The sequence below is a fragment of the Salinisphaera orenii subsp. halophila YIM 95161 genome (assembly GCF_003732545.1).
Taxonomy (GTDB): domain Bacteria; phylum Pseudomonadota; class Gammaproteobacteria; order Nevskiales; family Salinisphaeraceae; genus Salinisphaera; species Salinisphaera orenii_A.
This window is the reverse complement of record NZ_AYKF01000100.1, coordinates 1-20119: the sequence shown is the minus strand read 5'-3', so window position 1 is coordinate 20119 and position 20119 is coordinate 1. Positions and strand designations below refer to the sequence as shown.

The window sequence follows — 20119 nt, the reverse complement described above, 5'->3', positions numbered from 1 at the left end:
GAGGGTCTGCGTTTTGCGATCCGCGAAGGCGGCCGCACCGTGGGCGCCGGCGTCGTGACCAAGATTACGGCATAAGATCATGGCAGCCAGTCAGAACATTCGGATCCGGCTCAAGGCGTTCGATCATCGTTTGATCGACAAGTCGGCACGTGAGATCGTGGAGACCGCGAAGCGGACCGGTGCCCAGGTGCACGGTCCGATTCCGCTCCCCACGCGCAAGGAGCGCTACACGATCCTGATCTCGCCGCACGTCAACAAGGACGCGCGGGATCAGTACGAGATCCGGACGCACAAGCGGATGATGGATATCGTGGAGCCGACCGAGAAGACGGTCGATGCGCTCATGAAGCTGGATCTGGCGGCGGGCGTCGACGTCCAGATCAAGCTTCAGTAAAAAAGACGTTACAAATCGGGTTCGGTCTGTTATAGTCCGCGCCCTGGTCGACAAGGCCCGCGCTCCGCGGGCCTTGTTCGCTGGACACAACCATACTTGAACTGTCGCCCCCTCTAGCGAGTGGCGATAAGCGAGAAGGTGTTTCATACATGGCTATTGGATTGGTAGGTCGCAAGCGCGGCATGACGCGCGTGTTCGACGACAACGGCGTGTCCGTGCCTGTCACGGTCGTCGAGGTCGAGCCGAACCGCGTCGTCCAGAAAAAAGATGTCGACACCGACGGCTATCGTGCCGTGCAGGTGACGACCGGGACGCGGCGCGCTTCTCGCGTGACCCGGCCGGCCGCAGGGCATTTCAAGAAAGCCGGCGTCGATGCCGGCCGCGGACTCTGGGAGTTCCGCGTGGAAGGTGATTGGCCGACGGTGCCGCTGGCAGCGCCCGCCGGCAATCAGGACGAAGACGAGGCCGCCGAGGCGGAGCAGACGGACATCGAGGTCGGCGGTGAGCTGACGGTGTCGCTGTTCGCCGAAGGTCAGGTCGTGGACGTGGTCGGTCAGTCGATCGGTAAAGGCTATGGCGGTGTAATCAAGCGGCACAATTTCCGCTCGCAGCGCAACAGCCACGGCAACTCGAAGGCGCATCGCGCGCCGGGTGCCATCGGTCAGAACCAGTCGCCGGGTCATGTGTTCAAAGGCAAGAAAATGGCGGGCCAGCTCGGCAACGCCCGGACCACGGTGCAGAACCTCAAGGTCGTACGTGTGGATGCGGAACGCAACCTGCTCCTGATCCAGGGCGGGGTTCCGGGCGCCAAGGGCGGCGACGTGGTCGTGTCGCCCGCGGTCAAGAAGGCCGGGTAGGCGCGACATTTCGGATAGGCACTGAAAGTCATGGAATTGAATCTAGCGACAGGCGGGAAATCGGTATCGGTGTCGGACGACGTGTTCGGCCGGCCCTTCAACCGCGATCTCGTGCACCAGATCGTCACCGCGCATCTCGCCGGTGCGCGTGCCGGCACCAAGGCGCAGAAGAATCGCGCGGCGGTGCGGGGCGGCGGCAAGAAGCCGTGGCGTCAGAAGGGCACGGGCCGGGCCCGTGCCGGCACCATCCGCAGCCCGCTGTGGGCCGGGGGTGGCGTGACGTTCGCGGCCGTGCCGCGAAATCACGCACAGAAGGTCAATCGCAAGATGTATCGCGCCGGTATGCGTGCGATCGTCTCGGAGCTTCTGCGCCAGGATCGTCTCACCGTAGTCGAGGCTCCGTCGCTCGAGGCGCACAGCACCAAGGCGCTGATCAAGGCGCTCTCGGATCAGGGCTGCGAGGCGCGCGGACTGCTGGTCATGGCCGAGGTGGACGACAAGGTCGGCTACTCGGCGAACAACATCCCGGGTTTCGACGTGGTCGAATCGGGCGGGGTCGACCCCGTCGTGCTCGTCGGGGCCGAGAAGGTGCTGATCACAGAGGAAGCGCTGCGTGCGCTTGAAGGTTGGCTGGCATGAATCAGGAACGAATTTTTCAGGTCCTGCGCGCGCCGCACGTCTCCGAGAAGAGCAGCGTGGTGGGCGAAGCGCACAATCAGGTCGTGTTCGAGGTCGCCAGAAACGCGAGCAAGCCGGAGATCGCCAAAGCGGTGTCGCAGCTGTTCGACGTCAAGGTCACCAAGGTCACGACGCTGAACGTTCACGCTAAGCAGAAGCGATTCCGGGGTCGGCCTGGCATGCAGTCGGGCTGGAAGAAGGCCTATGTGACGCTGGCCGAAGGCGAGAATCTCGATTTTCTCGACGGCGCCGCCGGCTAGGCGTCAGAGCACAGAGCGAGAACAGTTATGGCACTCAAGAAAGCCAATCCGACCTCTGCAGGCCGTCGCTTCGTCGTCAGCGTCAAGAACAAGGCGCTGTACAACGGCAAGCCGCACGACGCGCTTACCGTCAAGAAGCACAAGCAGGGCGGCCGGAACAACAACGGTCGGATCACGGTCCGGCATCGCGGCGGCGGCCATCGCCAGCACTATCGGCTGATCGATTTCAAGCGCGACAAGGACGGTGTGCCCGGCCGTGTCGAGCGCTTGGAGTATGACCCGAACCGCAGCGCGAACATCGCGCTGGTGCTGTACGCCGATGGTGAGCGTCGTTACATCATCGCGCCGCGCGGTGTCGACGCCGGCACGCCGATTATGTCGGGTCCGCAGTCGCCGATCCGCCCGGGCAACGCCATGCCGCTGGCCAGCATCCCGGTGGGCACCACGATCCACTGCGTCGAGATGCGGCCGGGCAAGGGTGCCCAGCTGGCGCGCAGTGCCGGCGCCACCGTGCAGCTGGCCGCGCGCGCCGGGGAATACGCGGTGCTGCGGCTCAAGTCGGGCGAGACCCGTCGCGTGCACGTGAACTGCAAGGCGACGGTGGGCGAGGTCGGCAACTACGAGCACAGCCTCCGCCAGCTCGGCAAGGCCGGCGCGAAGCGCTGGCGCGGCCGCCGGCCGACGGTGCGTGGCGTAGCCATGAACCCGATCGACCACCCGCACGGCGGTGGTGAGGGTCGCACCAGTGGCGGTCGCCATCCGACCAGTCCCTGGGGCTGGAAGACGAAGGGTTTCAAGACGCGTGCGAACAAGCGCACCGACGGCATGATTGTTCGTCGCAGCGTCAAACGGAAGAAGCGGTAAGCCGCGTCAACAGGCACGGGAACAGCTATGCCACGTTCTATCAAGAAGGGTCCTTTCGTGGACCTGCACCTGGCCAAGAAGGTCGAGGCGGCTTCGGGCAGCACGACCAAGCGTCCGATCAAGACCTGGTCGCGGCGCTCGATGGTCACGCCGGACATGATCGGTCTGACGATCGCCGTGCACAACGGCCGTCAGCACGTGCCGGTGTTTGTGTCCGAGAACATGGTGGGTCACAAGCTCGGCGAGTTTGCGCCCACGCGTACGTTCAAGGGCCATCTCGGCGACCGCAAGAGCTAAGGCGAGGACACTAGTCATGGAATCGATCGCCAAACTGCGCTTCGCGCGCATTTCGCCGCAGAAGGCGCGCCTGATCGCGGACGAGGTCCGGGGCATGCCGGTCGAGCGTGCGCTCGAGATTCTGCAGTTCTCGACCAAGAAGGCCGCGCAGATCATGCGCAAGGTTCTCGAGTCGGCCGTGGCCAACGCCGAGCACAACGAGGGTGCGGACATCGACGAGCTCCGGATCTCGACTCTGATGGTCGACGAAGGGCCGACGATGAAGCGGATGAAACCGCGGGCGCGTGGCCGGGCGGACCGGATTTTCAAGCGCACGAGTCACATCACGATTCGTGTCGCCGACAAGTAATCGGCAGAACAAGCGGAACTAGATATGGGTCATAAAGTACATCCGATCGGCTTCCGGCTGGGAATCACGTCGGAGTGGAGTTCGCGCTGGTACGCCGAGAGTGCCGGCTATCGCGACGCCCTCAACACCGATCTCGAGATTCGGGATTTCATCCGTGAGCGCCTGGCGCACGCGTCGGTTAGCCGCATCCAGATCGATCGCCCGGCCCGTTCCGCGCGGATCACGCTCCACACGGCGCGGCCGGGCATCGTGATCGGCAAGAAGGGCGAGGACATCGACAAGCTGCGCATGGAGGTCTCCGAGCGCATGGGCGTGCCGGTGCATCTGTCGGTCGAGGAGATTCGTCGCCCCGAGCTGGACGCACTGCTCGTCGCGCAGAACATCGCGCAGCAGCTGGAACGTCGGATCATGTTCCGGCGTGCCATGAAGCGCGCGGTCGGCAACGCCATGCGCCTGGGCGCCGGCGGCATCCGCGTGAACGTGGCCGGACGGCTCAACGGCGCCGAGATCGCGCGCACGGAGTGGTATCGCGAAGGCCGCGTGCCGCTGCACACGCTGCGAGCGGACATCGACTACGGCCTGGCGGAAGCCAAGACCACCTACGGCGTGCTCGGCGTCAAGGTGTGGATCTTCAAGGGCGAAGTGTTCGACGCCGATCCCAAGATCGAGGAAACGCCCGCGGAAAGCGGCGCGGCAGCGGGGTAATCAGTCATGTTGCAACCCAAGCGAGTCAAGTTCCGCAAGGTCCAGAAAGGTCGCAACCGTGGCCTGGCCCAGCGCGGCAACGAAGTCAGTTTCGGTGAGTACGGCCTCAAGGCCGTGACCCGCGGGCGGCTCACGGCGCGCCAGATCGAGGCCGGTCGTCGCGCGATGACCCGCCACATCCGCCGCGGCGGCAAGACCTGGATCCGCGTGTTTCCGGACAAACCGGTGACAAAGAAGCCGATCGAGGTCCGCATGGGCAAGGGCAAGGGCAACGTCGAGTTCTGGGTGGCCAAGGTCCAGCCGGGCTCGATGTTGTACGAAATGGAAGGCGTGAGCCGCGAGGTGGCGCAGGAGGCCTTCCGGCTGGCCGCGTCCAAGCTGCCCGTCAAGACTGCGTTCGTCGAACGCAAGATCCTGTAGAGGTCGTCATGAAAGCGAAAGAGCTGCGCGAGAAATCGCCGGAAGATCTGCACAAGGAGCTGCTGGCCCTGCGTCGTGAGCAGTTCAACCTGCGCATGCAGCAGGCGACCGGTCAGCTGTCCGGTACGCATCAGTTCGGCGCCATTCGTCGTGATATCGCGCGCATCAAGACAGTGCTGCGCGAAACGCGCAACCAGGGTTGAAAGACATGAGCGAGAACAACGAAGCGGTGGATGGCAAGACCGGGCAGCAGGCGCGCAGTCGCGTGGTGGCCGGCAAGGTCGTCAGCGCCGCGATGGACAAGACGATCGTCGTCTACATCGAGCGCCGGATGCAGCATCCGCTGTACGGCAAGTACATGCGGCGCAGCACGCGCCTGAAGGCGCACGATCCGGAGAACACGTGTCAGGTCGGCGATCTCGTGGAGATCGTCGAGGGTCGCCCGGAGTCGCGCGGCAAGGCGTGGGCGCTGTGGCGTGTGGTCGAGAAGGCCGGCGAATTCGATACCGCGGGATAAACCAAAGCCATGATCCAGACAGAATCGGTACTCAATGCGGCTGACAACAGCGGCGCCCGCCGGGTCCAGTGCATCAAGGTGCTGGGCGGCTCGCATCGCCGGTATGCGCGCGTCGGTGACATCATCAAGGTCACCGTTAAGGACGCGATTCCGCGCGGTCGAGTCAAGAAGGGCGACGTGATGAACGCCGTCGTGGTGCGCACCCGGCACGGCGTGCGTCGCGTCGACGGTTCGCTCATCCGTTTCGACAAGAATGCGGCGGTGCTGCTCAATGATGCGGACCAGCCCGTCGGCACGCGCATCTTCGGTCCGGTGACGCGAGAGCTGCGTGCCCGCTTCATGCGCATCATCTCGCTGGCGCCGGAGGTTCTATGAGCTCCAACAAGATTCGCACCGGCGACGAGGTCGTCGTCATCTCGGGCAAGGATCGGGGCCGTCGCGGCACCGTGAACCGTATCCTGGATGACAAGCTCGTCGTCGAAGGCATCAACATCGCCAAGAAGCATGTCCGTCCCGATCCCAACCAGGGCATCCAGGGCGGCATCGAGGAGCGGGAAATGCCGCTCCATGTCTCGAACGTGATGTTGTACAACCCCGACGCCGACAAGGGCGACCGGGTCGGTTTCAAATGGCTGGGCGAAGGATCGGATCGGCGCAAGGTCCGCATCTTCAAATCGTCCGGCGAAGTCGTGGACGCGTAGGCAAACGTCATGGAACAGGCAATGGAACAACCGGCACGCTTGAAAACGGTGTATGCCGACCAGATCCTGCCGGACCTGATCAAAAGGTTCGGCTACAGCAGCCCGATGGCGGCGCCGCAGGTCACCAAGATCACGCTCAACATGGGTGTGGGCGAAGCGGTATCCGACCGCAAGGTGATCGAGGCGGCGATGGCCGACATGGCGACGATCACCGGCCAGCAGCCGATCATGACCCGGGCACGCAAGTCGGTCGCCGGGTTCAAGATTCGCGAGGGCTGGCCGATCGGCTGCAAGGTCACGCTTCGGCGCACGCGGATGTACGAGTTCCTCGATCGTCTGGTCAACGTGGCACTGCCGCGGATCCGCGATTTCCGCGGGCTCAATCCGCGGGCGTTCGACGGTCGCGGCAACTACAGCCTGGGTGTGCGCGAGCAGATCGTGTTCCCCGAAGTCGACTACGACCAGGTGGATAAGCTGCGCGGGATGGACATCATCATCACCACGTCCGCGCGAAACGACGAAGAAGGGCGAGCGCTGCTCGACGGCTTCAACTTCCCGTTTCGGAAGTAGGCTCGGCCCGGAGATAACTATGGCGAAGAAAAGCATGATTGCCCGCGACCGCAAGCGCGAAAAGATCGTGGCGAAATACGCCGCGAAGCGCGAAGCGATCAAGGCCCGTATCAACGATCCCGAGGCCGCGCCGGAAGAGCGTTTCGCGGCGGCTCAGGAACTTCAGGCGCTGCCGCGCGATGCGAGTCCCACGCGGGTCACGCGGCGCTGCCGCGCCACCGGGCGCCCGCGGGGCGTCTATCGCAAGTTCGGGTTGTCGCGCAACAAGTTGCGCGAAGCCGCGATGCGTGGCGAGGTCCCCGGCCTCGTCCTGTCCTCCTGGTAGGCCACAGAATAGGTATCGGTACGCATGAGTATGACTGACCCCATTGCCGACATGCTGACCCGTATCCGTAACGGGCAGTCGGCAGACAAGGAAAGTGTCGAGATGCCCTCGTCGAAGCTTAAGCTGGCGATCGCCGGCGTGCTCGAGTCCGAGGGCTATGTCGCCGGTTACGAGACCGGTGAGCTCGACGGTAAGCCGCGCCTGAAGATCCGGCTCAAGTATTTCCAGGGCCATGGCGTGATCGAGAACATCGAGCGCGTGTCGAAACCGGGCCTGCGGGTGTATCGCAGCAAGGGGGATATTCCCTCTGTCGTCGGCGGTCTCGGCATCTGCATCGTATCGACGTCGCAGGGCGTGATGACCGATCGGGCCGCGCGCGAAGCGGGCCACGGCGGCGAACTGCTCTGCACGGTGTCGTAGGTCGGCGGTAACGCGAGGAAGCGCAATTATGTCTCGAGTAGCAAAAGCGCCCGTCGCCCTGCCCAGCGGTGTGGAGTGCAACGTCTCCGGCCGTGAGGTCAAGGTGAAGGGCAAGAACGGCGAGCTCCTGTTCACGCTGCCGCCCGGCGTCGATCTCGATGTCGACGAGGGTGAGGCGCGGGCGCGTCCCAGCGGCCGTCAGGTCAACCTGGCGATGGCCGGCACGGTTCGCGCGATCGTGGCCAATATGGTCCACGGTGTGAGCGAAGGCTTCGAACGCCGGCTGGAACTGGTCGGCGTCGGCTATCGCGCCCAGGCCCAGGGCAACACGCTCAACCTGGCGCTCGGGCTGTCGCATCCGGTGGCGCACCAGATGCCCGAAAGCGTGAGCGTGCAGACGCCTTCGCCGACGGAAGTCATCATCACCGGGGCCGACAAGCAGGTCGTCGGTCAGGTCGCCGCGGAGATTCGGAACTATCGTCCGCCCGAGCCCTACAAGGGCAAGGGCATCCGGTATTCCGACGAACGCGTCGTCCGCAAGGACGCGAAGAAGAAATAGCGCGTCGTCACACGCATCAAACGGTAAGTCAAGGTCATGCACAACAAGACGATCTCGCGTTTGCGCCGTGCCCGCCGCGCGCGCATGCACATGCGCAACCTCGGCGTTCATCGGCTGTCGGTGCATCGCACGCCGCAGCATATCTACGCGCAGCTGTTCGCTCCGGATGGGTCGCAGACCCTCGTGTGCGCCTCGACCAACGAAAAGGCGCTGCGCGAGGAGTGTGGCACCACGGGCAACTGTGACGCCGCACGGCTGGTCGGGCGCACGATCGCCGAACGGGCGAAGGCGGCCGGTGTGGAATCGGTGGCGTTCGACCGCTCCGGCTTCGCGTATCACGGCCGGGTGAAGGCGCTGGCGGATGCCGCGCGTGAAGGCGGTCTGAAGTTCTAAGCAGGATTTTCCAATGGCAACACGTAACGAACAACGCACCGAAGGCGACCTGCTCGAGAAGCTGATCACCGTCAATCGCGTGGCGAAGGTGGTGAAGGGCGGCCGGCAGTTCGGCTTCACGGCGCTGACCGTGGTCGGCGACGGCGAGGGCCGCGTCGGTTTCGGCTATGGCAAGGCGCGGGAAGTGCCGCTGGCCATCGCCAAGGCCATGGACGCCGCGCGCAAGAACATGATCCGCGTCCAGATCAAGGACGGCTCGACGCTGCAGCACGCGATCAACGGGCATCACGGTGCCACCAAGGTGATCATGCGGCCGGCCTCCGAGGGTACCGGCGTGATCGCCGGCGGCGGCGCACGCGCGGTCTTCGAGGTCGCGGGCGTGCAGAACGTGCTGGTCAAGAGCTACGGCTCGCGCAACCCGATCAACATCGTGCGCGCCACCATCAACGGTCTGCGCGACCTGCACGATCCGGAGTTCATCGCGGCCAAGCGCGGCAAGACTGTCGAAGAGATTACGGCTTAAGGAGCGCGTGATGGCCAGCAATCAGATCAGGATCAAGCTCGTGAAGAGCACCATCGGGCGCGTCAAGCGTCATCGGGACTGCGTGCGTGGCCTGGGGCTGCGCCGCATGCACCACGAGGTGACGGTGGCGGATACGCCGGAGAACCGCGGCATGATCAACAAGGTCGCCGACATGCTCGCGATCGAGGAGGCCTAGGCATGAAGCTCAACGATCTCCAGCCGGGCGAAGGCGCCCGGCAGTCGGCCAAGCGCGTCGGCCGCGGCCCGGGTTCCGGGCTGGGCAAGACCGCGGGCCGCGGCCACAAAGGCCAGAAGGCCCGCACGGGCGGCAGCATCAACGCCGGTTTCGAAGGCGGCCAGATGCCGCTGCAGCGGCGCGTGCCCAAGCGCGGCTTCCGCAGTCCGATGGACGGCCCGGCCGAGGTTCGCCTCGACAGCCTCAATCGACTGGATGGCGAGGTGGACCTCGCGGCACTCAAGGCCGCCGGTGTGGTCCCGCGTGATGCACACCGCGCCAAGGTTGTCGCCACGGGCGCCCTGAACAAGGCGATCACGCTCAAGGGCGTGGCTGCGACGGCGGGTGCGGCCAAGGCGATCGAGTCGGCCGGCGGCAGCGTCGCCGAGTAGATCATGGCAAAGCGCCCCAACAATCAGGCGGCCGGTGGCGGCGGGAAGCTGCCCGATGCAGGCAACCTGACGGAGATCCGGCAGCGACTGCTGTTTCTCGTCGGGGCGCTCGTCGTCTTCCGCATCGGCACGTTCATTCCGGTGCCGGGCATCGACCCGGCGCAGCTCGCACAGCTGTTCGAGAACCAGTCCGGCACGATCCTCGATGTCGGCGTGATGTTCACCGGTGGCGCCCTCAAGCGGCTGTCGATCTTCGCGCTCGGCGTCATGCCGTATATCTCCGCGTCGATCATCATGCAGTTGATGACGGCGACGATTCCGAGCCTCAAGGAACTCAAGAAGGAAGGCGAGGCCGGACGGCGCAAGATCACGCAGTACACGCGCTACGGCACGGTCGGGCTGGCACTGTTCCAGTCGATCGGCACCGGCGTGGCGCTGTGGAACCAGGGGATCGCCCAGTCCGGGATCAGTGAATATGCGTTCATATTCACGACGGCGGTCTGCCTGACCACGGGCGCGTTGTTCCTGATGTGGCTCGGCGAACAGGTGACCGAGCGCGGTATCGGCAACGGCATCTCGATGCTGATCTTCGCCGCGATCGTCTCCGGTTTGCCGTCGGCGATCGGCGGCACGCTGGACCTGGTGCGGACTGGCGAGCTCAGCATCTTCTTCGTGATCGCGCTGTTCGTCGGGGCGCTTGCCGTACTCGGCTTCGTGGTTTTCGTGGAACGCGCGCAGCGCCGGATTCCCGTGCATCACGCCCAGCGACAGCGCGGGCGGCGCATGTACGCCGCGCAGACCCAGCATCTGCCGCTTAAGCTGAACATGGCTGGCGTGATCCCGCCGATTTTCGCCTCGAGCATCATTCTGTTCCCGGCGACGATCGTGCGGTTCCTGGGTGAGGGCGGAACGATTGCGAACTGGGTCTCCAACGCAATCGCGCCGGGGCAACCGCTGTATGTGCTGTTCTACTCGACGATGATCATCTTCTTCTGCTTCTTCTACACCGCGCTCGTCTTCGATTCGCGGGAGACAGCGGAGAATCTCAAGAAGTCGGGTGCCTTCATCCCGGGCGTGCGCCCGGGCATCCAGACGGCCAACTACATCGACACGGTGCTGACCCGCCTCACGGTGGCCGGTGCGGTCTATGTCACGTTGGTCTGCCTGCTGCCCGAACTGCTGATCCTGCAGTACAACGTGCCGTTCTATTTCGGTGGCACGTCGCTGCTGATCATCGTGGTCGTGGTCATGGATTTCATGGCCCAGTTGCAGGCTCATCTGATGTCGCATCAGTACGACGGTTTGATGAAGAAGAACAATCTCAAGTCCCAGGGCCGCGCCGGCGTGCTTCGGTAGCCTTCGCGGACAGGTTGTTCTCCAGGGAATAAAACGCCGGCCGCGAGGCGGCCGCGCAATGTCAGAGGTAGGACATGAAAGTCAGAGCTTCGGTCAAGAAAATTTGCCGTAACTGCAAGGTCATCCGCCGCAACGGTGCGGTCATGGTGATCTGTTCCACGGACCCGCGGCACAAGCAGCGCCAGGGTTGAACGGCGGGGCTTGTAAACACTGAATAAAGAGGCTATATTGGCGGGCTTTTCCGGCGTTGCTAGGCGCAAGATGGCGCACGGAACACGTTCTCGTCCCCGGTAGCTGGGAGATCAATCGAATGGCGCGAATCGCTGGAGTCAACCTCCCGATCAACAAACATGCGGCCGTGGCGCTCACGTCGCTCTATGGTGTCGGACACACGCGTGCCCGTCAGATCTGCGAATCCGCAAATGTCGCGGTCGACACGAAGGTCAAGGATCTCACCGAAGGTGAGGTCGAGTCGCTTCGGGCGCAGGTGCAGGAATACACGATCGAGGGCGATCTTCGGCGCGAGGTGTCGATGAACATCAAGCGGCTGATGGACCTCGGCTGCTACCGCGGGCTGCGCCACCGGCGCGGGCTGCCCGTCCGGGGCCAGCGCACCAAGACCAATTCGCGGACGCGCAAGGGTCCGCGTCGACCCATCCGCCGTTAATTTCGCTTCGGCTCGGGAATTTACAGGTAACGCTCTATGGCGACAGGCACGTCCAGTTCCAACACCCGTACGCGCAAGGCGCGTGCGCGTCGCAACGTCACCGATGGCATCGCCTTTGTGTATGCGACGTTCAACAACACCATCATCACGATCGCCGATCGTCAAGGCAACGTGCTTTCGTGGTGCACTTCGGGAACGTGCGGATTCAAGGGCTCGCGCAAGAGCACGCCGTTCGCCGCGCAGGTCGCGGCCGAGCGCGCCGGCGAAGGCGCGGGCCAGTACGGCGTCAAGAATCTCGAGGTACGGGTGAAGGGCCCGGGCCCCGGCCGTGAGGCGGCGGTTCGTTCGCTCAACGGTGCTGGGTTCAAGGTCAGCAGCATCATTGATGTGACCCCGATCCCGCACAACGGCTGCCGGCCGCCGAAAAAGCGCCGCGTTTAATCGCGTTGCCAGCCAACAGGTAGATCAGGAATGGCTAAATATACCGGTCCCAAATGCAAGCTGTCGCGCCGCGCAGGTACTGACCTGCTGCTCAAGGGGCGCGGACGCTCGCTGGAAGGCAAGTGCAAGATCGACACGCCGCCGGGCGCCCAGGGGGCCCAGCGCCGCCAGCGTCTGTCGGACTATGCGCTGCAGCTGCGCGAGAAGCAGAAGCTGCGGCACATGTACGGCGTTCTGGAGAACCAGTTCCGCAACTACTACAAGAAGGCTGCGTCGCAGAAGGGCGCCACGGGTGTAGTGCTGCTGCAGCTGCTGGAGTCGCGCCTCGACAACGTGGTCTACCGCATGGGTTTCGCCGCCACGCGCGCCGAAGCGCGCCAACTGGTGAACCACAAGGCGGTCGCGGTCAACGACTACCCTGTCAACGTGCCCTCTTACCAAGTGGGTCCGGGCGACGTGGTGGCGATCCGCAACAAGGCGAAGAACCAGACGCGCATCCTCGACGCCATCCAGGTGGCCTCGCAGATCGGGCTCGCCGAGTGGGTGGAAGTCGATGAGAAGGGCCTCAAGGGCACCTACAAGTCGATTCCGGACCGCGATCAGGTGCTGCCCGACATCAACGAGAATCTGGTCGTCGAGCTGTACTCGAAGTAAAAGTCGCTGTCGCGGACAGCCAGAGGTATTTGCAATATGCAGTCCATTGAATTGCTGAAGCCGCGCCTGGTCGAGGTCGAGCGGCCGAGCGAGCGGCGCGCGAAGATCGCCCTCGAGCCGCTCGAGCGCGGTTACGGCCACACTCTCGGCAATGCGATGCGGCGGATCCTGCTGTCGTCGATCCCGGGCGCGGCCATCACCGAGGTCACGATCGACGGCGTGCTGCACGAGTACACCACGGTCGAGGGCATGCAGGAGGACGTCATCGACGTGCTGCTCAACCTCAAGAACGTGGCGGTGCGGATGCATTCGCGGGAAGAGGCCGAGCTTCATCTTCACAAGAGTGGCGAAGGCGTCGTGACCGCGGGCGACATCACCACCGATCATGACGTCGAGATCGTGAACCCGGACCTCGTCATCGCGCATCTGACCAGCGGCGAGCTGCGGATGAGCATGAAGGTGCGCCGGGGCCGCGGTTATCAGCCGGCGCAGGGCAACGAAGAGGCCAACGACGAGGAAGGCGGCGGCGTCGAAGTCGGCGCGCTGCGTCTGGATGCCTCGTTCAGCCCGATTCGTCGGGTGAGCTACGCGGTCGAGCGGGCGCGTGTCGAACAGCGCACCGACCTCGACAAGCTGGTGCTCGACATCGAGACCAACGGCAGCGTCGAGCCGGAGGATGCGGTCCGTACGGCCGCCGCCACGCTCTACGACCAGCTGTCGGTGTTCGTGGATCTCGAGGCCCGCGAGGAGGCCGGTCGCAAGGGCGATACGGGTCAGGTCGATCCGGCGCTGCTCAAGCCGATCGAGGATCTCGAGCTGACCGTCCGCTCGACGAACTGCCTCAAGGCCGAGGACATCCACTACGTGGGCGATCTCGTGCAGCGCACGGAGACGGAGCTCATGCGTACGCCGAACCTCGGCAAGAAGTCGCTGACCGAGATCAGCGAAGTGCTGGCCGAGCACGGACTCAAACTGGGCATGACGGTCGAGAACTGGCCGCCGGCCGAACTGGAAAAAGCCTAGGCCTTTCCAGCCAGATACAGGGAATTTCAGCTATGCGTCATCGCAAGAGCGGTACCAATCTCGGGCGCGAGTCCTCGCACCGCGCCGCCATGATGAAGAACATGTCGGCTTCGCTGATCAAGCAGGAGCTGATCCGCACGACGCTGCCCAAGGCCAAGGAGCTGCGGCGTGTCGCCGAGCCGCTGATCACGCTCGGCAAGACTGACAGCGTCGCCAATCGCCGGCTGGCGTTCTCGCGCCTGCGTGACAAGGAAGCGGTCGGGAAGCTTTTCGGCGTCTTGGGCGAGCGCTATGCGCAGCGGCCCGGCGGCTATCTGCGGATTCTGAAATGCGGCTATCGGCCGGGCGACTGTGCGCCGATGGCGTATGTCGAGTTGGTCGATCGGCCCATGGCCGATGAGGACGACGAGGACGAGGCGGCGTAGGCGCGCACGACGCGCGCGCTGTGCTTTAGCCATCAAGCCGGTGCCCGGATGGGTACCGGCTTTTTCGTGGGCGCGATTTTTCATCCGGCTCGAACCGGTGGGGCCCGGCGCGGTTCGCAATTCGGCGGCGCCGCCGAGTTGGGTTGCGATGGGCGGCCGGTTCGGTCGAAAAACGCAGGCGCGGCCTCCCCGGCGGTATCGGCCCGGGCGCGGCCGCACGTAGTACGAAGCGGTCGCGGCGGCCTGGCTCGGACGAGAAGACCGTCGCGGGGTCTCGCAATCAGGGGCCGGCGGCACGCCTGCCGCCGTGGCTCGAGCGAAGCCTCATCGGGGCTGATCGAGCGTCGCGAACACGCGCATAAAACGATCGAACGATCGAACGACGGGGTCCGGCCCGCGCGCGGCCGTCGCCGACGGGCGTTGGCGTGGAGCTCAGAGAGACGCTCTGGGTCGCCCTGCACGCTCGCGGCGATGGGGCGGCCCGGCTGTGGGCTGCGCCGTCTGCCGCGGTATCGGCGGGCGCAACGAAAACTCGGTGTGCGGGTGGCGCTGAACGGGTAGCGACCGTCGAGTGGGTTATGGCGGCGGCCGTGACCGCGCAGCCGGGTTAGAGGCGACGCCGGTGCGAGGCGCCGCGACCAGCCGCGAGGCCGGCCCGCGGAAGATCGAAGGCGTCGGTGCGTGAAGGTGGCCCGCCTAGGCGCTCGCGCTGGCGGCTTCGACCTGGATCAGTTCCGGCTCGGGCGTGTCCAGGCGCAGGGCGCTGAGCTGCCCGGCCCAGGCGGCGCCGGTGTCGATGCCCCAGACGTTGTGTTTCGGCCAGGCTACATGTTCCAGCGCCGACCAGTGCCCGAAGACGATGCGCTGCCGCGCGCTGGCGCGCTCCGGCATCGCGAACCAAGGGATCAGCGCCGGCGGGGCATCGGCCAGCGTCTTCTTGTAGTCCATCTCCAGGCGCCCGTCCGGATGGACGAAGCGCTGGCGCGTCAGCGCGTTCGCGGTATAGCGCAGGCGCTCGATGCCGGTGAGGTCCGGCGCCCAGAGGGCCGGCGTGTTGCCGAACAACGCGTCGAGGAAGGCCGCATGACCGGGCCCCTGAAGCGCGGCTTCCAGCGCCCGTGCCTCGGTCTGCGCCTCGGCCACCGACCACTCGGCCGGGAGCCCGGCGTGGACCATGGTCCAGTCGAGCGTGGCGTCCCGATGCATCAGCGGCCGATGCCGCAGCCAGTCGAGCAGCACGTCGCGGTCAGCCGCTCGCAGCAGGTCCTGCAGCGAAGCGTTGGCCCGGTCCGTCGCATCGTCTTTCTGGGCCAGCGCCAGAAGGCTCAGGTCGTGGTTGCCCAGAATCGTGATCGCGCGCTCGCCCAGCCCGCGTACCCGGCGGATCACCCCCGCCGAATCCGGGCCGCGGTTGACCAGGTCGCCCACAAACCACAGCCGGACGTCGTCGTGATCCGCATCGAGCCGGTCCAGCAGCCGTTCGAGCGGTTCCGCGGCGCCGTGAATATCGCCGATTGCATAAGTGCGCATGGCCGTAGTGTAACGTCGAACGGCCATGTGACGCCCGCGGCATGGTCGGTGCATGACTGCGATCACCACGGTTCAGTCGGGGTCGCCCGCGTTGGGCCGATGGTTGCGAGGCACGAGGACCGTGCGATAGCGTTCCGCGCTGATTAGCGGCAGCCACGCGCTTCCGAGGCGCGCGCTAACGGAGCGTACAGCCCGTTTTTATCCAAAGCCGGTGGTGCGTTATGACAGACACTGCGCGTGAAGCGCCCGAAGACCGAGTTCGAAGGCATCAGGCCATCCGTATGCGGCGCCTCGGCATGGCCGGCGCCTCTTATACCATGCCCGCCTCGATCGCCTTCGCCGCGGCGATGGCGGGCGAGCTCGGCTGGACACCATTGCTGAACTATCTGCTGACCGTCACTGCGCTGTTGGTGGCTTTCTACGTGGTGTTCCGAACCGGGGCGAACCTGCGTTTCGCCGAGCCCGGATTGACCACCGCCCAGGTCATGGCGCCGCTGCCGCCCGGGCTGTATCTCATGTATCACGTCGGATCCCATGAAGCACGGGCGGCTATGCTGCTCACCGTCATCGTGCCGCTGTTCTACGGTCTGCTGGACTTCGGCATGCGCCGCTTTCTGGGCGTTACGGCGGTCTATTTCGTGGCGTACTGCGCGCTGTTCGCCGTGCTCGCCTGGCATCAGCCGGAGTTGCTGCGGGACCCCGACGAGTGGATTATGCTCATCGCTATGGCGGCGCTCATGGTTCAGCTCGGCCTGATCGGCGGCTTCGTCAGCGACCTGCGTGACGTACTACGCCGCAAGAACCGCGAACTCGGCGAGGCCCTAACCCGGATCGCCGACATGGCCGTGCACGATGAGCTCACCGGCGTCTACAACCGCCATCACCTCGTCGATGTCCTGCGCAGGGAGGTGTCGCGCGCCGGGCGCGGCGATGCGGTGTTCTCGGTCTGTCTCATGGACATCGATCTCTTCAAGCAGGTCAACGACCGTCACGGCCATCTCGTGGCGGATGAGGTCCTGCGTCGCTGCGCTCGCCACGTCGAGAGCCGTATCCGTGACATCGATACGTTCGGCCGCTACGGCGGCGAGGAATTCTTGCTCGTGCTGCCCGCCACTGGTGCGCCCGCCGCCCGGGATGTCGCAGAGCGCCTGCGCCGTGAGCTGGCCGACCTTGAGTTCGCCAACGATGCCGGCGAGCGTTTCGGCATCACCGTCTCCGTGGGCGTTGCCGTAAGTCCCCGCAGCCCGTCCGTCACCGTCGACGCCCTTCTGCACCACGCTGACGCGGCCCTTTACGATGCCAAGAACAGCGGCCGAAATAGGGTGTGTAGCGCCGCGGCCCCGGGTTAATCGTCTCGTGCCGTCTCTCGGCTCAACGCGGTACGCCGGTACAGGTAGCGACGTAGCGGATGGCGCTAAACCGGTTGTGCGCGCGTCGTCTCACAGCCGCCTGGTCTCCGAGCAGTTGCGCGAGAGGCAGCACCCGTAGCCGGGGGCCCGGCGCCTATCCGTGCACGGCCATGGGATTGGCGTTCTTGGCCTCAATGAATCCGGTACGGCGTCCAATCCACTGTTCAGGATGGTCGCGCTCGGTCGATAACGAAATCGGGACTGGAAAGCTGAACCCAGTCAACTATGGGTCGTAACCCCTCGGAACAACCCAGGCAGTCAGGTCGAGGGTTCCGCGCCAACTGATGGCCGCCGACGGCCATTCGCGGCGAGGCAGTGCCCCATGATGTCGCGTGATAAGCGTGGCGTGTCGTGGGCATGGAGATCGCCGTGGTCGTGGGGGCTCGGTGAGTGGAATAGGCTGCAGGATCAGAGATTTTTCGGTGATGCCCTATCGTTTGTCGAAGGTGCGAATGCATCAATCCATTCTCGATAATCAATGCGACGGCTTCGGAATATCTGAGCCTGCGAAAAACGCTGGCTGCAAACGGTTTCGAGAAGAACGTCGTATGGCGTTTGCGTTCCGTTCGCTGCTGCCGCCTGTGTGCACGGCCAGTCTGCTTTATCAAGGCATGGGCTATGAGATCCATCGGGCCGTGCGCCCTATTGGCCTCCCAGGTATCGAATGCGCGCAGGCCATCAATGCGATGTCGGTTTCATCGGCGTCGCGCGTGTCGGCCAGCCCGCGGGACGACACGCTTGTTGTCGGCATCCGCTTATGTGGTCCGAGAAAACTGCGCAACGCTTCGGTAGGCCCGATGCGGGTAACGTACGCGGGGCCGCCCGCCGGCTCGGCCGGATCGCCATCCATGCACGGCGAAATCCACGCGCAATGCGCCGGTCGGCACTGATGAATGGTCGATCCGGCGCCGCAGCTCCAGGCGCGCTTACCGAGATCGTGCGGCGGGGCACGCATCCCGCGTCGATGCTCATGCGGCGCCTGTCGTCGATCAGGGGCGGTTCCGGTCGGATGCAAAAGAGCCTAGTGATGATCGCCGCAGCGGCGAACGGAAGTCGCCGAGTTGTCCAATGCCGGACATCGGCCCGGCAATTGATCTCGTCAATGCATGACCGGAGAGATAACGACCTCTTTGCCGGGCGCGACATCCATTGGCAGTTCGATGACGCCGATGCCGAGGCGAACGATGTCGCGCCATCGTGCGCGACGGTTTGGTGCCGTCCGACAATGGTGGTTAGCGCCGGCATGGCTAGCGTCTCCGGTGGGCGTGGGCACGGGTCCCTGCGGATGGTTGCGGAGATTCGTGGATGAGCGCGAACGCGCGCGCCCTGCGCTACGGGCTGGCGGTGGTCGGCCTTCTGCTGGCCGGCTGGGCCGGCATGCGGGCCGCCGGTGTCCTCGTCGAGGCCCGAAGCGGGGCGCTGCACGACGCCGAACGGGCCATCGCGCAGGCCACCGCACCGTTGATCGAGCAGCGGCGCATCCCCGATCGCCTGATCGTGGCGGTGGAAGCGCTGGTCGGCGGCGACGATCTGCACATCGGCTATCTCACCCTGCGCAACGCCGATAATGTGACGCTGGTCTCGCGCGGCCATCTGGGCGATACGTTTGGCTGGCTGCCCACCGACCTGGCGCGCGCTTGGCGCGGCTGGCTCTATCGTGTGGGCGCCGCCGAGGACAATCGCGCCGTGATGCGCGATGAGCGCCGTGTCGGTGACGCTCGCTACGGGGTCGGCTGGCTGCACGTCGTAGGGCGTGCCGGCGCCGGCTTCTTCATGTGGGCCGGGTTGGCCGCGCTTGGCGTGATCGGTTTCCTCTTCGGCCTGTTCGGCCGTGATACATCCCGTCGCCGGACCGCCGACGCATCCGCGAGCCGGCCCAGCGGGGCCGCGATCGCCTCGACGGCAGGGGCGGACAGGGGACGATCCGCAAGGGCGCCGCTGTCGCGGCTGATCTCGCGTCGGCGCGAGACCGCCGACGATTTCGCGCCGATCGCCGCCAAGCCCCGACAGTCGTACGACACGCTCGTCGGCGACCGGGGGCGCACCGCCGCGCCCTCCGGGTCGTCCGCAGCGGCAGGCGCCGAGCAGTCGGGGGACGCGGTGGCGCACTCCGCGCCGTCGACGGGGTCACCGGCAGCCGCCGACGCATGGATATCTCCGACGTCGGACGCCGGCCGGTCTACATCGACAGAGGCGCCGCCAGCCGAATCCGATCTGGGATCGCCGGCGGTGCCGGCCTTGCAGCCCGCTTCGTCCTCGGCCGGGTCGTCGATGACAGCGCCGGTGCCCGGCGCGGCATATGCGCCGGAGGGCAGCCTGCACGCGCCCTCGCTCGATGCCGTGCCGCAGCTGGGCGACGATACACTCGACCTGAAGCTCTACCCGGTCTGGCAGGGCAGCGGGCCGCAGCGCCGTTTGGCCGCTGCGCAGGCCATGCTCGCCTGGCGCTCGGGTGAGGCACATCTGGTGGATCCGGCGACGCTGACGCAGCTGGCCGAGCACGAGAATGCGCTGCGCGCCTTCACGCAGTGGATAGCCCGCCGCTTTTCCCTGCTGCACGGCAACTGGCGCACGCTGGAACTGGCGACCGTGCCCATCTTGCTGCAGGTGCCCAGCGCGCTGCTGGCCTTCGCCGACGCGGAATCGATCTGGCGCGAGGCCCTGCGCCGGACCGACCGCGACCCGGACGACCTGATTCTGCGCGTTGCCCCCGAGGACGCCAAGGCGTCGTCTTCAGGGCTGCCGGTGCGGCGCGCGCTGACGCTCGACTCGCCCGAGGCGGATATCGCCGATCAGTGCGATCTGCTGTGTCTCGATGCGGACGATGTCGACGGCGCGCAGGCATCCTGGCGCGACGTCATGGCCGGGCTCGACCGCCCCGTACTGCTGGGGCCGATCGCCGACCCGGAGGAATGGTCGGATCTCATCGAGGCCGGCGCCTGCTGGTATCGCGACAGCGCGGATGCGCTCCACTCGCCGCGCTCTTTCGGCCGGCTGCTCGCCCGTCAGGCGGTCCAGCCGATCTAGGGTCATCTAGGGCCATTCGCAGCCTGGCCGGCACGAGGTCGGACCAGTTTTGCGCTGAAGACCGCACATCGTCTTTGACGAGCCACGAGCCACGAGCCACGAGCCACGAGCCACGAGCCACGAGCCAC

At 65.5% G+C, this 20119-nt stretch carries 33 protein-coding genes; 32 read left to right on the top strand and 1 reads right to left on the bottom strand.

Annotated elements, in window-relative coordinates; genetic code table 11:
* The 29 genes from SAHL_RS18425 to rplQ all read left to right on the top strand — a co-directional run.
* On the top strand, positions 1-75 hold a 75-nt coding region (locus SAHL_RS18425), incomplete at its 5' end, for an EF-Tu C-terminal domain-related protein (protein WP_221177955.1).
* 4 nt (positions 76-79) lie between these two features.
* Positions 80-394: a 30S ribosomal protein S10 gene (gene rpsJ / locus SAHL_RS12870; protein WP_006913628.1), complete on the top strand. Its 315-nt coding sequence runs from the start codon at positions 80-82 to the stop codon at positions 392-394.
* Between the two features lie 149 nt (positions 395-543).
* Positions 544-1251 (top strand): 50S ribosomal protein L3, encoded by a 708-nt coding sequence (rplC, locus tag SAHL_RS12865; RefSeq protein WP_123591822.1) that lies wholly within the window; start codon positions 544-546, stop codon positions 1249-1251.
* Positions 1252-1281: 30 nt separating this feature from the next.
* A complete protein-coding gene (gene rplD, locus SAHL_RS12860) occupies positions 1282-1890 on the top strand; it encodes a 50S ribosomal protein L4 (RefSeq protein WP_123591821.1) in 609 nt (202 codons plus the stop codon).
* Complete coding sequence (gene rplW, locus SAHL_RS12855) at positions 1887-2189, top strand: 50S ribosomal protein L23 (RefSeq protein ID WP_123591820.1); 303 nt, start codon at positions 1887-1889, stop codon at positions 2187-2189. The genes rplD and rplW overlap by 4 nt, the downstream gene beginning before the upstream one ends.
* Positions 2190-2216: 27 nt before the next feature.
* Positions 2217-3053 (top strand): 50S ribosomal protein L2, encoded by an 837-nt coding sequence (gene rplB / locus SAHL_RS12850; RefSeq protein ID WP_123591819.1) that lies wholly within the window; start codon positions 2217-2219, stop codon positions 3051-3053.
* A 27-nt stretch (positions 3054-3080) separates the two neighbouring features.
* The gene (gene rpsS / locus SAHL_RS12845; RefSeq protein ID WP_123591818.1) at positions 3081-3350 is read left to right on the top strand and encodes a 30S ribosomal protein S19; all 270 of its coding nucleotides are present in this window, start codon (positions 3081-3083) and stop codon (positions 3348-3350) included.
* 16 nt (positions 3351-3366) lie between these two features.
* Positions 3367-3699: a 50S ribosomal protein L22 gene (rplV, locus tag SAHL_RS12840; protein ID WP_123591817.1), complete on the top strand. Its 333-nt coding sequence runs from the start codon at positions 3367-3369 to the stop codon at positions 3697-3699.
* Between the two features lie 24 nt (positions 3700-3723).
* The gene (gene rpsC / locus SAHL_RS12835) at positions 3724-4404 is read left to right on the top strand and encodes a 30S ribosomal protein S3 (RefSeq protein ID WP_123591816.1); all 681 of its coding nucleotides are present in this window, start codon (positions 3724-3726) and stop codon (positions 4402-4404) included.
* Positions 4405-4410: 6 nt separating this feature from the next.
* Complete coding sequence (rplP, locus tag SAHL_RS12830) at positions 4411-4824, top strand: 50S ribosomal protein L16 (RefSeq protein ID WP_123591815.1); 414 nt, start codon at positions 4411-4413, stop codon at positions 4822-4824.
* An 8-nt stretch (positions 4825-4832) separates the two neighbouring features.
* Complete coding sequence (gene rpmC, locus SAHL_RS12825; protein WP_123591814.1) at positions 4833-5027, top strand: 50S ribosomal protein L29; 195 nt, start codon at positions 4833-4835, stop codon at positions 5025-5027.
* 5 nt (positions 5028-5032) lie between these two features.
* Positions 5033-5341 carry a 30S ribosomal protein S17 gene (rpsQ, locus tag SAHL_RS12820; RefSeq protein ID WP_123591813.1) on the top strand — a complete coding sequence of 103 codons (309 nt, stop codon included), beginning with the start codon at positions 5033-5035 and terminating at the stop codon, positions 5339-5341.
* Between the two features lie 9 nt (positions 5342-5350).
* Entirely contained in the window at positions 5351-5716 is a 366-nt protein-coding gene (gene rplN / locus SAHL_RS12815; protein ID WP_123591812.1) for a 50S ribosomal protein L14, read from the top strand.
* Positions 5713-6042, top strand: a complete 330-nt coding sequence (gene rplX / locus SAHL_RS12810; protein ID WP_123591811.1) for a 50S ribosomal protein L24 — start codon at positions 5713-5715, stop codon at positions 6040-6042. Before rplN ends, rplX begins: the two co-directional genes overlap by 4 nt.
* A 9-nt stretch (positions 6043-6051) precedes the next feature.
* The gene (gene rplE / locus SAHL_RS12805; RefSeq protein WP_342782270.1) at positions 6052-6612 is read left to right on the top strand and encodes a 50S ribosomal protein L5; all 561 of its coding nucleotides are present in this window, start codon (positions 6052-6054) and stop codon (positions 6610-6612) included.
* Between the two features lie 19 nt (positions 6613-6631).
* The gene (rpsN, locus tag SAHL_RS12800; protein ID WP_123591810.1) at positions 6632-6937 is read left to right on the top strand and encodes a 30S ribosomal protein S14; all 306 of its coding nucleotides are present in this window, start codon (positions 6632-6634) and stop codon (positions 6935-6937) included.
* A 24-nt stretch (positions 6938-6961) separates the two neighbouring features.
* Entirely contained in the window at positions 6962-7357 is a 396-nt protein-coding gene (rpsH, locus tag SAHL_RS12795; RefSeq protein WP_123591809.1) for a 30S ribosomal protein S8, read from the top strand.
* Between the two features lie 28 nt (positions 7358-7385).
* Positions 7386-7916, top strand: a complete 531-nt coding sequence (gene rplF / locus SAHL_RS12790; protein ID WP_123591808.1) for a 50S ribosomal protein L6 — start codon at positions 7386-7388, stop codon at positions 7914-7916.
* A gap of 36 nt (positions 7917-7952) precedes the next feature.
* A complete protein-coding gene (gene rplR / locus SAHL_RS12785) occupies positions 7953-8309 on the top strand; it encodes a 50S ribosomal protein L18 (protein WP_123591807.1) in 357 nt (118 codons plus the stop codon).
* 13 nt (positions 8310-8322) lie between these two features.
* The gene (gene rpsE / locus SAHL_RS12780; RefSeq protein WP_123591806.1) at positions 8323-8832 is read left to right on the top strand and encodes a 30S ribosomal protein S5; all 510 of its coding nucleotides are present in this window, start codon (positions 8323-8325) and stop codon (positions 8830-8832) included.
* A 10-nt stretch (positions 8833-8842) separates the two neighbouring features.
* Positions 8843-9028, top strand: coding sequence for a 50S ribosomal protein L30 (gene rpmD / locus SAHL_RS12775; RefSeq protein ID WP_123591805.1), 186 nt, complete (start codon positions 8843-8845; stop codon positions 9026-9028).
* A gap of 2 nt (positions 9029-9030) precedes the next feature.
* A complete protein-coding gene (gene rplO / locus SAHL_RS12770; protein WP_123591804.1) occupies positions 9031-9459 on the top strand; it encodes a 50S ribosomal protein L15 in 429 nt (142 codons plus the stop codon).
* 3 nt (positions 9460-9462) lie between these two features.
* Positions 9463-10815 (top strand): preprotein translocase subunit SecY, encoded by a 1353-nt coding sequence (gene secY / locus SAHL_RS12765; protein ID WP_123591803.1) that lies wholly within the window; start codon positions 9463-9465, stop codon positions 10813-10815.
* A 74-nt stretch (positions 10816-10889) separates the two neighbouring features.
* Positions 10890-11006: a 50S ribosomal protein L36 gene (rpmJ, locus tag SAHL_RS12760; RefSeq protein ID WP_006913650.1), complete on the top strand. Its 117-nt coding sequence runs from the start codon at positions 10890-10892 to the stop codon at positions 11004-11006.
* Positions 11007-11125: 119 nt separating this feature from the next.
* Entirely contained in the window at positions 11126-11482 is a 357-nt protein-coding gene (rpsM, locus tag SAHL_RS12755) for a 30S ribosomal protein S13 (RefSeq protein WP_123591802.1), read from the top strand.
* Between the two features lie 36 nt (positions 11483-11518).
* The gene (gene rpsK, locus SAHL_RS12750) at positions 11519-11923 is read left to right on the top strand and encodes a 30S ribosomal protein S11 (protein ID WP_123591801.1); all 405 of its coding nucleotides are present in this window, start codon (positions 11519-11521) and stop codon (positions 11921-11923) included.
* 30 nt (positions 11924-11953) lie between these two features.
* Entirely contained in the window at positions 11954-12577 is a 624-nt protein-coding gene (gene rpsD / locus SAHL_RS12745) for a 30S ribosomal protein S4 (RefSeq protein ID WP_123591800.1), read from the top strand.
* A gap of 36 nt (positions 12578-12613) precedes the next feature.
* Complete coding sequence (locus SAHL_RS12740) at positions 12614-13600, top strand: DNA-directed RNA polymerase subunit alpha (protein ID WP_123591799.1); 987 nt, start codon at positions 12614-12616, stop codon at positions 13598-13600.
* A gap of 32 nt (positions 13601-13632) precedes the next feature.
* Positions 13633-14025, top strand: coding sequence for a 50S ribosomal protein L17 (gene rplQ, locus SAHL_RS12735; protein ID WP_123591798.1), 393 nt, complete (start codon positions 13633-13635; stop codon positions 14023-14025).
* A 696-nt stretch (positions 14026-14721) separates the two neighbouring features.
* On the opposite strand, the gene SAHL_RS12730 is transcribed toward rplQ, so the two are convergent.
* Entirely contained in the window at positions 14722-15555 is an 834-nt protein-coding gene (locus SAHL_RS12730; RefSeq protein WP_123591797.1) for a symmetrical bis(5'-nucleosyl)-tetraphosphatase, read from the bottom strand.
* A gap of 296 nt (positions 15556-15851) precedes the next feature.
* Between SAHL_RS12730 and SAHL_RS12725 the strand changes: the two genes are divergently transcribed.
* From SAHL_RS12725 to SAHL_RS12715, 3 genes are all read left to right on the top strand, one after another.
* A complete protein-coding gene (locus tag SAHL_RS12725; protein WP_184947676.1) occupies positions 15852-16904 on the top strand; it encodes a GGDEF domain-containing protein in 1053 nt (350 codons plus the stop codon).
* Between the two features lie 512 nt (positions 16905-17416).
* A complete protein-coding gene (locus tag SAHL_RS17580) occupies positions 17417-17854 on the top strand; it encodes a hypothetical protein (RefSeq protein WP_148045568.1) in 438 nt (145 codons plus the stop codon).
* 415 nt (positions 17855-18269) lie between these two features.
* A complete protein-coding gene (locus tag SAHL_RS12715) occupies positions 18270-19991 on the top strand; it encodes an EAL domain-containing protein (RefSeq protein WP_123591794.1) in 1722 nt (573 codons plus the stop codon).
* Positions 19992-20119: the final 128 nt, after the last annotated feature.